12 protein-coding genes are annotated in these 14,287 nt (G+C 51.7%); 8 read left to right on the top strand and 4 right to left on the bottom strand.

Features of this window, described 5'->3' with window-relative positions; all coding sequences use genetic code 11:
* Positions 1-6 precede the first annotated feature (6 nt).
* Both KE671_RS03080 and evgA read right to left on the bottom strand, forming a co-directional pair.
* Positions 7-3,192: an ATP-binding protein gene (locus KE671_RS03080; RefSeq protein ID WP_241029724.1), complete on the bottom strand. Its 3,186-nt coding sequence runs from the start codon at positions 3,190-3,192 to the stop codon at positions 7-9.
* A complete protein-coding gene (gene evgA, locus KE671_RS03075; protein WP_206161655.1) occupies positions 3,189-3,818 on the bottom strand; it encodes an acid-sensing system DNA-binding response regulator EvgA in 630 nt (209 codons plus the stop codon). The genes KE671_RS03080 and evgA overlap by 4 nt, the downstream gene beginning before the upstream one ends.
* 480 nt (positions 3,819-4,298) lie before the next feature.
* On the opposite strand from evgA, the gene KE671_RS03070 reads away from it, so the two are divergent.
* From KE671_RS03070 to hypT, 4 genes are all read left to right on the top strand, one after another.
* Positions 4,299-4,985 (top strand): nucleoside recognition domain-containing protein, encoded by a 687-nt coding sequence (locus KE671_RS03070; protein ID WP_206161654.1) that lies wholly within the window; start codon positions 4,299-4,301, stop codon positions 4,983-4,985.
* Positions 4,982-5,443 (top strand): YjiG family protein, encoded by a 462-nt coding sequence (locus tag KE671_RS03065; protein ID WP_042322243.1) that lies wholly within the window; start codon positions 4,982-4,984, stop codon positions 5,441-5,443. The genes KE671_RS03070 and KE671_RS03065 overlap by 4 nt, the downstream gene beginning before the upstream one ends.
* Before the next feature lie 12 nt (positions 5,444-5,455).
* Positions 5,456-6,622, top strand: coding sequence for a beta-aspartyl-peptidase (gene iadA / locus KE671_RS03060; protein WP_206161653.1), 1,167 nt, complete (start codon positions 5,456-5,458; stop codon positions 6,620-6,622).
* Positions 6,623-6,695: 73 nt separating this feature from the next.
* The gene (hypT, locus tag KE671_RS03055) at positions 6,696-7,604 is read left to right on the top strand and encodes a hypochlorite stress DNA-binding transcriptional regulator HypT (protein WP_206161652.1); all 909 of its coding nucleotides are present in this window, start codon (positions 6,696-6,698) and stop codon (positions 7,602-7,604) included.
* A gap of 7 nt (positions 7,605-7,611) precedes the next feature.
* Here the strand turns inward: hypT and KE671_RS03050 are convergent, their stop codons facing one another.
* Positions 7,612-8,346 carry an aspartate/glutamate racemase family protein gene (locus tag KE671_RS03050; protein ID WP_206161651.1) on the bottom strand — a complete coding sequence of 245 codons (735 nt, stop codon included), beginning with the start codon at positions 8,344-8,346 and terminating at the stop codon, positions 7,612-7,614.
* A gap of 449 nt (positions 8,347-8,795) precedes the next feature.
* Between KE671_RS03050 and KE671_RS03045 the strand changes: the two genes are divergently transcribed.
* The 4 genes from KE671_RS03045 (at position 8,796) to KE671_RS03030 (ending at position 13,135) form a co-directional block, all read left to right on the top strand.
* On the top strand, positions 8,796-9,839 hold the full coding sequence (locus tag KE671_RS03045; protein WP_052522439.1) for a TRAP transporter substrate-binding protein: 1,044 nt from the start codon (positions 8,796-8,798) through the stop codon (positions 9,837-9,839).
* Between the two features lie 72 nt (positions 9,840-9,911).
* Positions 9,912-11,786 (top strand): TRAP transporter large permease subunit, encoded by a 1,875-nt coding sequence (locus tag KE671_RS03040; protein ID WP_206161650.1) that lies wholly within the window; start codon positions 9,912-9,914, stop codon positions 11,784-11,786.
* Positions 11,787-11,903: 117 nt separating this feature from the next.
* Positions 11,904-12,668 carry an SDR family NAD(P)-dependent oxidoreductase gene (locus KE671_RS03035; protein WP_206161649.1) on the top strand — a complete coding sequence of 255 codons (765 nt, stop codon included), beginning with the start codon at positions 11,904-11,906 and terminating at the stop codon, positions 12,666-12,668.
* Between the two features lie 47 nt (positions 12,669-12,715).
* Positions 12,716-13,135: an RbsD/FucU family protein gene (locus KE671_RS03030; protein ID WP_206161648.1), complete on the top strand. Its 420-nt coding sequence runs from the start codon at positions 12,716-12,718 to the stop codon at positions 13,133-13,135.
* Between the two features lie 40 nt (positions 13,136-13,175).
* On the opposite strand, the gene KE671_RS03025 is transcribed toward KE671_RS03030, so the two are convergent.
* A complete protein-coding gene (locus KE671_RS03025; protein ID WP_206161647.1) occupies positions 13,176-14,210 on the bottom strand; it encodes a LacI family DNA-binding transcriptional regulator in 1,035 nt (344 codons plus the stop codon).
* Positions 14,211-14,287 lie beyond the last annotated feature (77 nt).

Here is a 14,287-nt window from a genome sequence, read left to right as displayed (position 1 = left end):
GGGAAATTAAGGTGTGAATTTCTCGATTGCCAGATCCAGTTCCTCCAACAGTGCCTGGATATGCTCAAGCTCACCAGGCAGTTCTGTGACAGTAATAGCATCCGGGAGTTTATCCTCCAATGACTGCGCAGCTTTCATTAAGGTCTCAACCCCCAAGAGCTGAGCAGTACCGTTAATACGATGAACATGATGTTTAACCAGACGATAATCACCAGACTCACTGGCTTTATAAGCCTCTGTTAAATCGCAGTGATTTTCTACCTGCGCATCTTTTAATGCGCGGAGCATCAATTCCCGATTGCCTTGCGCCAGCATCGCCAGTCTTTCGAGATCAAATACGGTGTCGTGAGTCTCACTCACACCGGCGAGCAAATGAGAAAGCTGCGCCAACGTAATGGGTTTAAAAAGACAGGCATTCATGCCCGCCGACAGGCAACGTTCGCGCTCATGCTCCTGCGCCGTTGCCGTGAGCCCCCAGATGACAAGTCTCGTATTACATTTTCTTACCTGCCGGGTAAGCTCAATACCATCCATAACCGGCATATTGAGATCGGTAATCAACACGTCATAATCTCTTTGCTGAAGATACTGTAATGCGACCTCTCCATTGGCGGCTTCATCCGCCATGATCCCCAGCGTTGCAAGCTGACGTTTCAGGAGTAACCGGCTGAAAGGAAGGTCATCTGCAATTAATACCCGGAGTGTTCCTTGAAATGCTGGCAGAGGCGAAGCAACGTCCGTAACGGTGGGTGTGATGTCAAATGACGTCTGGATTGGCAGGCCCAACGTCACGGTCGTTCCCCGATTGATCTCACTTTGCAGTTCGATTGTTCCTCCCATTTGCTTCATTAACGCCCGACTGATTGCTAATCCAAGTCCCGAACCGCGATGATGCTCTCCCGCTTTTCCCTGGCTAAAGGCGGTGAATAAACGTCGTTGTTCTTCTTCACTCATCCCAGGGCCAGAATCAGTCACTGAAATCACCAGCGTTTGCTCATGTTTCACTGCGGAAATTCGCACATCACCGCGTTCGGTAAATTTCACCGCGTTACCGATAATATTGGTGAGAACTTGCCCCAGTAATTGCGGATCCAGCCGCATTGCCTCACGCGCGTCTAAACGAGAATCGAAACGCAGCGCGATCCCTTTTTGCGCCGCCAGCGCGCTAAATAGCGTCATTTTGTCCTGGATCAGTTCATCAGGATATTTCCACTGAGGGACAATCTCTAACAACCCGGATTCAATCTTCTCCAGATCGAGGATCTCACCAATGAGTTTTAATAACGAACGTGAGGCCTGAGCCGCCTGGTCCACTGACGCTTTATCTTCCGGACTAAACTTTGCCGGAGAGAGTTGCAGGAGTTCAAGGAATCCCATAATGGCACTTACCGGTGTACGTATCTCATGACTCATATGAGAAAGAAATTCACGTTTCTCCTCATTGGCCCTGAGAGCCCTGTTCCGCTCTTCTTTGAGTAAGTGTTGAGAACGTTTTCTGACACGAACTTCCCGCACCAGATAGACTGCCCATAACAAGGTGCTGAGTATCAGTAACGACGCTAACGTAGCCACCAGATAAAAAGGCCTGTTATATAACTCCCAGGTATCTATTTTGACATCCGGCAGACGGATCCATTTGCTGACGATCTGCAGAACTTCTTTTTGTGGAATATCATCTAACGCTTTATCCAGAATTTGCCGTAACTCTGGTTCAGAACGGGGCACCGCGAAACTAATTGCCGCAGGCTCTTCTCCGGTAAGCGGTATCCAGGAAAGCTGATCGGGATAGTAATGTTCACTCAGATAACGCGCGGTCAACTGGTTTGAAATGGCCGCGTCCACTTTTCCTGTGGCGACCAGATTCAATGCCACGCTGGAATTTTCCACCTCTTCCCACACAATGCCGGAATATTGCGCCTTCAACGTAGCCAGTAAAGTATGATCGGCGCTGATTGCGATATGATTACCGGGTCGCAACACATTTTCTTTACTTTCCTCTTTTCTGATAACGGCAACGAATTGTGTGGTGATAAAGGGGTGAGTAAAAGAGAGATAATTTTCTCGGCTGAGATCATAGGTGGCAGCCTGCACAATATGCCAGTTACCTTTCTTCATTTCAGCGATCATCTCTTTATTCGATTTGACGACAACGGTCTCAAACTGAATACCTGTTTCCAGGCTAATTAAATTAAGGATGTCGCCAACAATACCTCGCGTCTGCTGGCTGCCATCAACCATCGTGTAAGGTGCAAACCAGGGATTAATAATCACGCGTAGTGTTTTGTGGTTATTCAACCACTGCTTTTCGCGTGGCGTAAGGTTCAGAGGTTCTATCAGGAAGGAGAGATTGCTTTTATCAATCATCGACTGGGCAATTTGACCATGAACATTTTCATCAATTGCACTAAGGGTATTATTGACAATGTCCCGCAAACGTTGCTGTGCGGGTAAAAATAGAAAGTGGCTTTTTCTCTGCGGAGCTGGCCAATACTTTACCGTAGTCAGCGCAAGGCTGAACTCCTGGGAAAGCCAGGTACTGGTCGTGAGTGAATCACCGAAAAACCAGGTATTGTTTCCATTATTGACGGAATTCAGCGCCTCCTGATAGCTGCTATAGTTATCGATCTCGGCATCAGGAAAGGACTGACGGATAAAATCAGCATCCGGATAGTGGTTAACAATTGCCACATTCGTACGTTGCGCACTCTGCAATGGCGCCATCACATTGCCAAGGGAAGTCACTAAATTGGGCCAGGAATGAATCAGGGGCAGAGAACGCTGAACACTTTCGTCACTCCAGGATTGCCCTTCCAGCCCGGTCAATACCGTATCGACCTCACCCTTTTTTAGCGCCTCAACTGCATCAGCCTGATCCGGATACGCCATCACACTTATTCGTGTATTAAGGGAATGTTGGATTAATGCCAGATAATCAGCATTCATCCCCCGATAACGTCCAGTAAGCGTTGTCAGAACAAGCGGTGGCAGACCGGGACCATAAACGGCAACTTTGAGTCTTTTTTTCTGTTGCAGCCAACGTTTGTCATCCTCACTCAGATAAACCGGTACCGGCGAGATATAATTGAACCCTGATAGCTCCAGTTCAACGGGCGTTTTTTGCTGTGCGTAAACCGCGTGCCACCCCATTGATAAAGCAATAAACACCACCATCAGCCATTTATTCATCATCATGTCAGCTTATTTTGGTGAGCAAATGAGAGCAGTTCGATTAATGATTTACAGCCAAGTTTTTCCATTAGTCGCGTTTTATAAGTACTGACGGTTTTACCACTAATATGCATGATCTCGCCAATTTGCGAATTGTCCAGACCGCTCAGCACATGTCCCATGACTTTCATCTCTTGTGTTGAAAGGGACTCCAGACGCTGCGAGTCGGTCAGGATTTCGGAGGCTTCTTCAGGGAAAAAGGGAAAGTAGGTATACCCATTCTGCGCTGCGTTAATGGCTGCCAGGATGTTATCCATGTTCTGCTTTTTACTGATAAACGCGTTCGCCCCCGCCTGCGCGCAGCGCTTGCTGTAGTAACGATCGTTTTTCGCGGAGACAACAACCAGCACACCGGGATAGTGCTTCGCTCTGAGCTTCTCCACCAGCTCAACACCATTGACACCGGGGATCTCAACGTCAATAACCACAATATCCGCTGTCGTTTTTACCAGACTGTTCAGCGCAACCGCACCGTCTTCATACTCCCCGAGAACAGTAACGTGATCTTTCTCCAGCACACCGCGAATAGCCATACGCGCCAGAGGATGATCGTCCACTATAATTGCCGTGCGAGAACGTATTTCACTCATAATTCCCCCGAAAAACATAAGGCGTTAAGTCCGCTATGTTATTGAGAATAGTGTAAACAATACGGCAGGTTATCTCCTGCATTAACCTTTGTCGTGAGGAACAGCTCACTGTTCTCGCCAATTTCCCCCCTCCCAACAGAATATATTTAAAAATAAGGTATCGGATACTCACTCATACGCGATCGTGATGACTGTGGCTATCGCACCGTGTGAAGCAATGTTCTGAATGTCTGAAACAATGCCGTTGTATCGACTTACGTTACACCAATGGCGGAGGAATTATCTGGCAATGGTAAAACCTGGCGGAAACTGGCTGGTGGTGTTATTCCGGTTCTGCCTACCGCATTATGCAAGAAACGCATAGTGCGAAACATTCTTGCATTTTCCCCTTATCCACATGACTGATAAGGTCATTGCGTTCGGGCCACTTTTGGCCTGTCGCGATAAACACACATCATCAAAAAAATAACGGGGTTCGCTATGGCGCAACAAGGGGAACAGGCGGCGCTGCCGCTTACAACAGAAAAAGTCGGACTTAAAGGGTATCTGGCATTTTTTCTGACCATCATTTTCTTTTCCGGCGTATTTTCCGGAACGGAAGGTTGGTGGCGTGTTTTTGATTTTACCGTGCTGAACGGTTCATTTGGTCAGATCGCGAATGGGGCTGGACAAACGACCGTAACCTTCCGGGGCGCCGGCGGTACTGGCGCAAAAGATGGTTTCCTTTTCGCGCTGGAACTCGCGCCGTCAGTCATTTTGTCACTGGGGATTATTTCTATCACCGACGGTCTTGGCGGATTGCGAGCGGCTCAACAGCTGATGACGCCGATCCTGAAACCGCTGTTGGGTATTCCGGGCATCTGCTCGCTGGCGCTTATCGCGAATTTACAAAATACCGATGCGGCTGCGGGTATGACGAAAGAACTGGCGCAGGATGGCGAAATCACTGAGCGCGATAAAGTCATTTTTGCAGCATACCAGACCAGCGGCAGCGCGATTATCACCAACTATTTTTCCTCTGGCGTCGCCGTCTTCGCGTTTCTGGGAACGTCTGTTATCGTCCCGCTGGCCGTCATTCTGGTGTTTAAATTTGTCGGCGCGAATCTGCTACGTATCTGGATCAATTTTGAAGAACGCCGTAACCCACCGCAAGGAGCACAAGCATGACCACTCAGGTTCGCAAAAATGTCATGGACATGTTTATCGACGGCGCCCGCCGCGGCTTTACGATTGCCACTACTAACCTGCTGCCAAACGTGGTCATGGCGTTCGTCATTATTCAGGCGCTGAAAATTACCGGTTTACTCGACTGGGTTGGACACATTTGCCAACCGATCATGGCACTGTGGGGACTTCCCGGTGAAGCGGCCACCGTGCTGTTAGCGTCGCTAATGAGCATGGGCGGCGCGGTAGGCGTTTCCGCCAGTCTGCTCGCGGCGGGGGCGTTAAATGGTCACGACGTAACGGTTCTGCTCCCGGCGATATACCTGATGGGTAACCCTGTGCAGAACGTAGGCCGCTGCCTCGGTACCGCCGAAGTGAACGCCAAATATTATCCCCACATCATTGCGGTATGCGCCATCAACGCATTACTGTCGATCTGGGTTATGCAACTCATTGTTTAAAAGGGAATTACCATGCCTGATTTATCCTTTGCAGAATTTACGTTGCTGCAGGGTGCGCACCTTTACACTCCTGAAGACCAGGGGATTTGCGACGTGTTTCTCGCCAACGGCAAGATTATTGCCGTTGCACACGATATCTCGCCTCACATTGTGCCGGATTGTAAGGTTATCAATCTCAAAGGGCGGATTCTGTGTCCTGGCTTTATCGATCAGCATGTTCACCTGATTGGCGGCGGCGGCGAAGCGGGCCCCACGACCCGAACGCCAGAAGTCAGACTGAGCAGACTGACCGAAGCCGGGGTCACGACCGTCATTGGCTTGCTCGGCACCGACTCCGTCACCCGCCATCCGGAATCCCTGCTGGCAAAAACCCGGGCGCTAAATGAAGAAGGGATCACCGCCTGGATGTTAACCGGCGCTTACCATGTCCCTTCACCGACGATCACCGGTTCCGTAGAAAAAGATGTGGCGCTGATCGATCGCGTCATCGGCGTAAAATGCGCCGTCTCTGACCACCGCTCTGCCGCCCCAGGTGATTATCAACTGGCAAACATGGCAGCGGAATCCCGCGTGGGTGGACTGCTGGGCGGCAAACCTGGGGTTAGCGTGTTCCATATGGGTGACAGCAAAAAGGGGCTCAAGCCGCTGTATGACATTCTTGAAAACAGCGATGTGCCGATGAGTAAGCTGCTTCCAACCCACGTTAACCGCAATGAAGCACTGTTTGAAGAAGCGCTGGCCTTCGCTCTCAAAGGCGGAACCATTGATATCACTAGCGGTATTCCCGATCCGGTTGCACCGGCTGAGGGGGTAGCGCGTGCAGTGAAAGCCGGTGTACCGCTTGCCCGGATAACGGTCAGTTCTGATGGTAATGGTAGCCAGCCGTTGTTTGATGATGCCGGAAAACTGACCGGAATTGGCGTGGCGGGCTTCGAGAGTTTGCTTGAAACCGTGCAATCGCTCGTCAACGATTACGGATTTACCCTGACCGACGCACTGCGTCCGCTGACGGCCAGTGTGGCTGCCTTCCTTAACCTTTCCACTAAAGGCGAAATCGCCCCCGGTAAGGATGCCGACCTGCTGGTGATGACGCCGGAATTGTGTATTGAGCAGGTTTATGCCCACGGCAAACAAATGGTGGCTGACGGTAAAGCCTGCGTGAAGGGCACCTTCGAGTAAGAAGCGTAATCGGTTGTCAGCCGTGTGAATGCCCGTAAAATGGCGCAAACAGACGGCTGACAGGTGATGATCAATGGATGTGAGTGGTGCAGGTTTGTATAACATTGAAACGAAATGGCTGTATGATTTTCTGACCCTGGAAAAGTGCCGAAATTTTTCTCAGGCTGCGATTATTCGTAATGTCTCGCAACCCGCCTTCAGCCGTCGTATTCGCGCGCTGGAAAACGCGGTTGGCGTTGAATTGTTCAATCGTCAGGTCTCGCCGCTGCAACTTTCCGAGCAGGGAAAAATCTTTCACTCTCAGATACGTCATCTGCTACAACAACTGGAAAGCAACCTGGCTGAACTGCGTGGCGGCAGCGATTTCACGCTGCGTAAAATCAAGATTGCCGCTGCGCACTCCCTCTCACTTGGATTATTACCCGGTATTGTCAGCCAGATGCCAACCCAGTTTACCTGGTCGGTTGAAGCGATCGACGTCGATCAGGCTGTCGATATGTTGCGGGAAGGGCAAAGTGACTTCATCTTCTCTTATTATGATGAAAACCTACTTCAGCCTCCGTTTGCTAATATTCATTTGTTCGAGTCGCAACTGTTCCCCGTCTGCGCAAGCGATGAAAACGGCAAACCGCGATACACACTCGACCGCCCCGCTTTCCCGCTGCTCAACTATAGCCAAAACTCCTACATGGGACGGCTTATCAACCGGACGTTGACCCGCCATGCCGAGCTAAGTTTCAGCACGTTTTTTGTCTCTTCGATGAGTGAGTTGCTTAAACAGGTTGCGCTGGACGGGTGTGGAATCGCCTGGCTCCCGGAGTATGCGATTCGTCAGGAGATTCGTAATAAACAGCTCATTGTGCTGGACCAGGACGAGCTGATTATTCCTATCCAGGCGTATGCCTACCGAATGGATACACGGATGACGCCCCTGGCGGAGCGGTTCTGGAAGGAGTTGCGCCACCTGCGTACCGTCCCCTGATCGCAATTCAAACGCAGGCAACCTGTTGCACAGGCTCTTCTATCTGCGTATCTGGCCAGGACTCATACCAGCGAATAGCGGCGTGTACCAGGGATGCGGTTGAATCAATAAACTGGCGCCCGAATGTGTTCTCATGCCCTGCCACAATTAACGGGATCTCGGTGCAGCCCATAATGATGACCTGCGCTCCGTGGGAAATCAGTCGCTCAATTTGGGGAAACAACAAACTTTGCGCAGCGGCCTTATCACCGCCTTTCAATGCGTAAATTGCCTGCATAACCTGCTCCTGACCGGCCTCTTCCGGCTGAATCAGCGAGAGTCCCTGCGCCATCATTTTCTTCTGATATAACCCCGTTGCCAGCGTGGCGTTCGTTGCCAACAGGCCGATGCGGGTTACACCGGGAGGGATCTCACCCAGCGTGGCATCGAGAATGCTGATCATTTCCGCTTTTGCCACTGCCCGTAAATCTTCAAACCAGTAGTGCGCGGTGTTACAGGGGATGACGATACACTCGGCCCCCGCATCTTCCAGCATATGCAGATAACGCTCAAGGTAGAGCAAGGGGGAAGGACCGCCAGAGAGCAGGCAGGCAGTACGATCGGGAATGTCCGGAATTGAGCTAACAATGAGCGGGATATGCTGCTGATCGCAACTGGCGCTGCGCAGTTCAACAAATTTTTCCAGCATGTCTGCCGTTGCTGCGGGCCCCATGCCGCCCAGTATCCCAATGGTATGTTTCATCACCTGTACCGCGCTTTCTCTACAATTTCAAATGACACTATCACCTTGATGCTTATGTAAAAAATGCCATTTTCTAAGCGGCTATGCGTAAAAGTTATCGCAAGGCACGCGCAAATCAGTTTTCGCAGATAGCTGTCTGCGCCTGCGACGACTGAAGAAATATCGTTTCTGTTCCTTGCCTCGCTAAACAGTGACTAAACAGCGAACACTCCGTTTCGGTTTTGTAACACACACCGATAAATTAGCGATGGCCGCCACAAAATTCGCATATCACTCACGTTGATGAAGGGATGCATATTGCATTTGCATAATGAGTCGGATAGCGTCTGTAACGTTACACTAAAACGTTACAGAAAACAGAATCAGCGACTTTTTCGTTAAACCAGCTGGCTGCGTCCGCCTTGCCAGATGGCGTTATCACGACCTCTACACTGTGAGAAAGGATAATCATGATGAAAACAACACCGTTTCGTTCAGCCAGACGTTTTCTGGCACTCGCTTGCCTCAGTAGCGCCCTGATTGCAGGCAGTGTGCTGAGCGCTTCAGCCCAGGCAGCAATTAATTTTCGTGTTTACTCGTCTCTGCCAGGAGATGACTCCTCTGCACACTACATCTGGTTCAACCGATTCCAGGAAAACCTGAATAAAAACGAGAAATTAAAAGGACAGATTAAGCTTAATTATTTCGCCAACGCCATGCTGGGAAAAGAAGCCGATGCCACACAGCAGGTTCGTATCGGTGCCATAAACATGATGATTTCAGGTACCTCAATTTGGGCCACGCTGGTTCCAGAAGTGGGCGTGCTGGATCTGGGTTATCTGTTTAAAGACTATGACCAGGTCGGGAAAGCGCTGGACGGCAAAGCCGGCGAGCAACTGTCTAAACTGATGATGGATAAAGCAAACGTAATGGTGCTGGGTTATGGCTATAACCTCGGCGCGCGCAACGTTTACACCAAGAAGGCGATTGAAAAACCGGAGGATTTAAAGAATCTGAAAATCCGCGTGCTGCCGGTGCCTAACTTTATCGCCACGCTGAATCACATGGGCGCGGTTGCCATCCCAATGCCGGGCGGAGAAGTCTATTCCAGCCTGCAAATGGGCGTGATCGATGGCGTTGAACATGATGCCCCCACCATCTACGCCAGCAAATATTATGAAATCATCAAAAATGGCACACTGACCCGCCATAGCTATAACCCGCTGATGATTGCGATGAACAAGAAGAGCTTCGAGCAGATCCCGGAGTCTTTACGTGCCGATGTGCTGGCCGCAGCGAAAGAAGCCACGGAATACGAACGCCAGCAGGCCAGCCAGAAAGAGCTGGAAGCGATTAAAAACCTGGAAGCCAAAGGCGTCACATTCCGGGAAACCGATCGCGCGTTCTTCGCGCAGGCCGTACAGCCGGTCTGGAAAGCATTTCTGGATAAATACCCGGATCTAAAACCTATGGTGGACGAGATCAGCGCCGCGGCGCCGAGCGACAAACCATAAGCCGTGCATCGTCGACCTGCGGCGTTTAGCGGGTCGACGATGTTGCCATACAAACCATGAAAGGAGTTCATCATGGCTGATATCCCGATGAAAACAAAGGATGAAAAGTCTTTGTTGACGCTGTTGGGGCGGCTGAGTCGATTTCTGACCACGTTAACGTCCTGGGCCGGCGCGCTGGTGCTGTTCATCAACGTGCTGGTGGTATTCGCTTCGGTGATCTGGCGCTACGCCCTGCATTCACCGATCCACTGGGCGGAAGAAGTGGCGCGTGCGCTGATGATTGCGCTGGTCTTTTTTGGCGTCGCAACCTCGACCGGCAGAGGCGGACACATTGGTGTCGATCTGTTCTTACGCTTCCTGCCTGAAAGCGTCCGCCCTTATGTTGTCCACGCCAGCCGCTGGATCCTGTTTCTGGTCTCCGTTGGGCTGGTCGTTTCCAGTTATGATCTGGTGCAGGCTGCACGACTGCAAACCACCGAAACGGGACTGCCGCAGACCATCTACGTGATTCCGGTGTTAATCGGCTCCGTGGTGATGATGGTGGCCGCGCTGGAACATGCGCTGCATGAACGCGCAAAAGTGGTATTGTTGAGCGGCGTTGGGATCATCGTCCTGGCGGCGCTGGGTTATCTGAAACTGTCGCTGATGGCCGATCCGGCCAGCGCGGCGGCGGGCCTGATGCTGATTTGCTTTGTACTCGGCATTCTGGCCGGTGTGCCAATCGCCTTCACGCTCGGCATGTCCGCAATGGTCTTTTTTATTTGCGACCCTTCCCTGCCGTTTGTCTTTTTCTCACAACAGGTGGCGGCGGGCGTTGACCACTTTGTCCTGTTGGCGATTCCGTTCTTCTTGCTCGCCGGTGCGGCGATGGAAATCAACGGCATGTCCACGCGTCTGGTCGAACTGATTGTGCGCGGTATGGGACGTTTTCGCGGCGGTCTGAACATGACCACCGTGCTGTCGATGGCCTTTTTCTCTGGCATTTCCGGTTCCAAACTGGCGGATGTGGCGGCCGTTGGCGGGGTGTTAATGCCTGCGGTACGCCGCGCAAAGCAAGACAGCGAAGAAGCGGCCGGGGTATTTGCCGCCTCCGCGGTGATGGCGGAGACCATTCCTCCCTGCGTAAACCTGATCGTGATGGGCTTTGTCGCCAATATTTCCATCGGAGCGCTATTTATCGCCGGCCTGATACCTGCGGCCTGCCTGCTGGTGCTGCTCATGGTCGCCGCCAACCGTTTCGGCGGCAAAATTAACGTCAGCGAAGCCTACCCGGTATTACGCCCCCGGACTCAACTCTACCTCGGTGCCGCTGTCGGTCTGGTCATGATTTTCATGATTGGTCGAGGGGTTATGATGGGGATCGCCACCTCCACGGAGATTTCCGCTTTCGCCGTTATTTACGCCATTGTGGTGGGCCGCCTGGCGTTTGGTGAGCTGACGCTGAAAGCCACGGTGAAAATGTTCGTTGATATCGCGGCAATGTCCGGCGTCCTGCTGTTCATTGTGGCCTGTGCGACCAGCCTCTCTTATGCTCTGACCATTCAGATGATCCCACAACAGATTGCTGAACTGCTGGTTGGAATTGGCATGGAACAAGGGGCATGGCTGTTCCTGATATTAACCATTGTCATTCTGATCATCTTTGGTGCGGTGCTTGAAGGCGCGCCTGCGCTGATTATTTTCGCCCCGATTCTGGTGCCAATTGCCATTCAGCTTGGCTTTAATCCGCTGCACTTTGGCATTGTGATGATCATGGCGATGGGCTTTGGTCTGTTCTCACCGCCAATCGGCCTGGGTCTGTATACCACCTGCGCCATCTGTGGTGTGGAAATGAAGCACGTCATTAAACCAATGGCGAAATATCTGGCGGTAGTGTTTGTCGGCATCATTATTGTCGCCATGGCGCCACCATTAACCACCTGGCTGCCCGGACTGGCCGGCTACTGATAATAAAGTCCTGTATTTGCCACGCTCAGGTGGCAGGGATATCCACGCACAAAAAACGGCAAAACGATGGCACAGCGTGACCTGATGCCGTTTAAATATGAATAACGGGAGTATGAAATGGGATTATTAACGGGTAAAAAAGCGTTTATTACGGGTGCAGAACAAGGCATTGGTAAAGAGAGCGCGAAAAAGCTGATTGAGGCAGGATGCGATATTTATATTCATTATTTCAGTGGTGAAGAAGGCCCAAGGGAATTAATGGCTCTTGCCGAACAACAGGGCTGTCGGGCAGCCTGTGGTTTCGCCGATTTAACCAATGAAGAAGAGGCAGCGCACTGTGTGGCGCAGGCGGCTGAATTCCTTGGCGGTATCGATATTCTGGTTAATAACGTCGGCGGCATTATTGCCCGCAAATGGCTGGGTGAGATTGAGCCCCATTTCTGGCGCACGGTAATCGACGTCAATATGACGACGATGCTGAATGTCACGCAGCAGGCATTACCGTGGCTGAAAGCCGCGCCGGACGGCGCCAGTATCGTCAACCTGGCCTCTCTGGCCGGACGCTCTGGCGGCCACGCGGGTTCTCTGGTCTACTCCACCACCAAAGGGGCGGTTCTTACCTGGACTCGCTCGCTTGCCGCCGAACTCGGTGAATACGGTATTCGCGTCAATGCCGTTGCGCCAGGACTGATTCTCGGCACACGTTTTCATAATCAACACACCACACAGGCCTCTGCCGACCAGACAATCCAGGCCATCCCTCTGGGAAGAGCGGGCACGCCGGAAGATGTGGCACGGGTTATCTGTTTCCTCGCCTCTGAATATGATGGATTCGTTTCCGGCGCCACCATCGACATTAACGGCGGTATTTACCGGGCATAAAAATGTGGCGGGCGATGGTGCCCGCCAGCGTTGAAAAGGTATGACATATGATCAAGTCAGATATTATTCATCCTGATTTATTACAGGCGCTGGCACAGTGCGGACACAAAGCGAATATTTTAATCACCGATGCCAATTACTCTTTTTTAACCAATACTTCTGCGCAGGCACGAATTATCTGGCTTAATTTCACACCGGGGATGATCGGTAGCGTCGTTATTCTGGAAAAAATCCTCAGTTATATTAATGTGGAAAAAGCCACGTTAATGGCAAGCCCAGCGGATTTTGATAATACCGTTGAGCGCGAATACCGCGGTATGCTTTCTGAAGCCATCGAGTTTGAACATGTTGAACGCAACGCGTTTTATTCACTGGCCAAATCGTCTGACACGATTCTGGTCATCGCGTCTGGCGAAACCCGTCGCTTCGCCAATATCCTGCTGACCGTTGCCCCAACGCTGGTATGACAGAACGAGAAGAACATATCGTTCTTCTCGCGCCACGCCGCTACCGTACCGATTGTCGGGAAACCAACGTCGGAGGGAACAGAAACTCCTCTGGCGGTACAGCCGGATTTTCGGTCCGCTCAATCAACCGCTCAACCATCACCTCCGCCATCTCCCGAAGCGGCGGCATGATGGAGGTCAGGCCAGGGAAAACCAGTCCGGAGAGCGGGATATTGTCGATGCCCACAATAGAGATTTGTTGCGGCACCTGAATCCCTGCCTGATGCAGACCGGCCATCAGCCCAATGCCCAGCGCGTCGTTGATCGCCACGATACCATCCGGGAATTCCGGCTGCTGGCTGATTTTTAGCGCCAGTGCCCGTCCAAGTTCTGTCATTTCCGTGTCGCCATAAGCCGCCACAGCCTGACCTTCGATGATCATGCCTTCCCGATAAAAACCGTGGTCATGCACCGCGCGGAGAAAACCGTCGATTTTGTGGGCGCGGCTGGGCGTCATCCCTTCCACCGTGGCGAACGCAAGACGACGGCACCCCTGTGCGATCAGATGTTCTGCTGCCATTCGTCCGGCGTCAATGTTGTCCATGGAGACGCTGTCCAGCGCAAAATGATCCGACTGAGCGCGCGCAGGCATGCGACCATCATAATTCACCATCACCATGCCCTGCTCTGCTGCTCGCGCAAAATGCGCTTTTTCAATATCGCAGGCGGCAACGATAATTCCGCGGACACCGTGGGAAAACATGTCGTCCAGAAAGGCTTCTTCTTCTTCAATCTGTCGGTAGGTATTTCCAATCAGCACCCGCAGTTGGCGCTTTTTGGCGGCCAGATCGACTTCACGGGCCAGGGCGGCAAAGCTGGGATTCACAATGGACGGCACCAGCAGACCGATCATTTTGGCCTGTCCGGTCTTGAGCTGTTGCGCCACCCGGTTTGGAAAGTAATTCAACGTCTGCATGCTCTGCTGGATACGCGCCAGTGTTTCAGCCCGCATTTGATCGGTACGACCGTTGAGCACATTGGATACCGTACTGACAGAAACGCCAGCATGCTTTGCGACATCACGAATATTCGCCATACATCTCCTTTGCGGCAATCAATGAATGGCGGAAGACACTCATACCCGGCATCGCCATTTTCTTAGGAATTATGAAC

The sequence above is a fragment of the Citrobacter amalonaticus genome, from assembly GCF_018252635.1.
GTDB lineage: Bacteria > Pseudomonadota > Gammaproteobacteria > Enterobacterales > Enterobacteriaceae > Citrobacter_A > Citrobacter_A amalonaticus_E.
Note: the sequence above shows the minus strand (reverse complement) of the source record. Positions and strands in the feature narration are given on the sequence as shown.

What these genes read in the sequence shown, in the direction of transcription:
- KE671_RS03080 (WP_241029724.1), bottom strand. Translation starts at nt 3,192, where the DNA reads ATGATGATGAATAAATGGCTGATGGTGGTGTTTATTGCTTTATCAATG.
- evgA (WP_206161655.1), bottom strand. Translation starts at nt 3,818, where the DNA reads ATGAGTGAAATACGTTCTCGCACGGCAATTATAGTGGACGATCATCCT.
- KE671_RS03070 (WP_206161654.1), top strand. Translation starts at nt 4,299, where the DNA reads ATGGCGCAACAAGGGGAACAGGCGGCGCTGCCGCTTACAACAGAAAAA.
- KE671_RS03065 (WP_042322243.1), top strand. Translation starts at nt 4,982, where the DNA reads ATGACCACTCAGGTTCGCAAAAATGTCATGGACATGTTTATCGACGGC.
- iadA (WP_206161653.1), top strand. Translation starts at nt 5,456, where the DNA reads ATGCCTGATTTATCCTTTGCAGAATTTACGTTGCTGCAGGGTGCGCAC.
- hypT (WP_206161652.1), top strand. Translation starts at nt 6,696, where the DNA reads ATGGATGTGAGTGGTGCAGGTTTGTATAACATTGAAACGAAATGGCTG.
- KE671_RS03050 (WP_206161651.1), bottom strand. Translation starts at nt 8,346, where the DNA reads ATGAAACATACCATTGGGATACTGGGCGGCATGGGGCCCGCAGCAACG.
- KE671_RS03045 (WP_052522439.1), top strand. Translation starts at nt 8,796, where the DNA reads ATGATGAAAACAACACCGTTTCGTTCAGCCAGACGTTTTCTGGCACTC.
- KE671_RS03040 (WP_206161650.1), top strand. Translation starts at nt 9,912, where the DNA reads ATGGCTGATATCCCGATGAAAACAAAGGATGAAAAGTCTTTGTTGACG.
- KE671_RS03035 (WP_206161649.1), top strand. Translation starts at nt 11,904, where the DNA reads ATGGGATTATTAACGGGTAAAAAAGCGTTTATTACGGGTGCAGAACAA.
- KE671_RS03030 (WP_206161648.1), top strand. Translation starts at nt 12,716, where the DNA reads ATGATCAAGTCAGATATTATTCATCCTGATTTATTACAGGCGCTGGCA.
- KE671_RS03025 (WP_206161647.1), bottom strand. Translation starts at nt 14,210, where the DNA reads ATGGCGAATATTCGTGATGTCGCAAAGCATGCTGGCGTTTCTGTCAGT.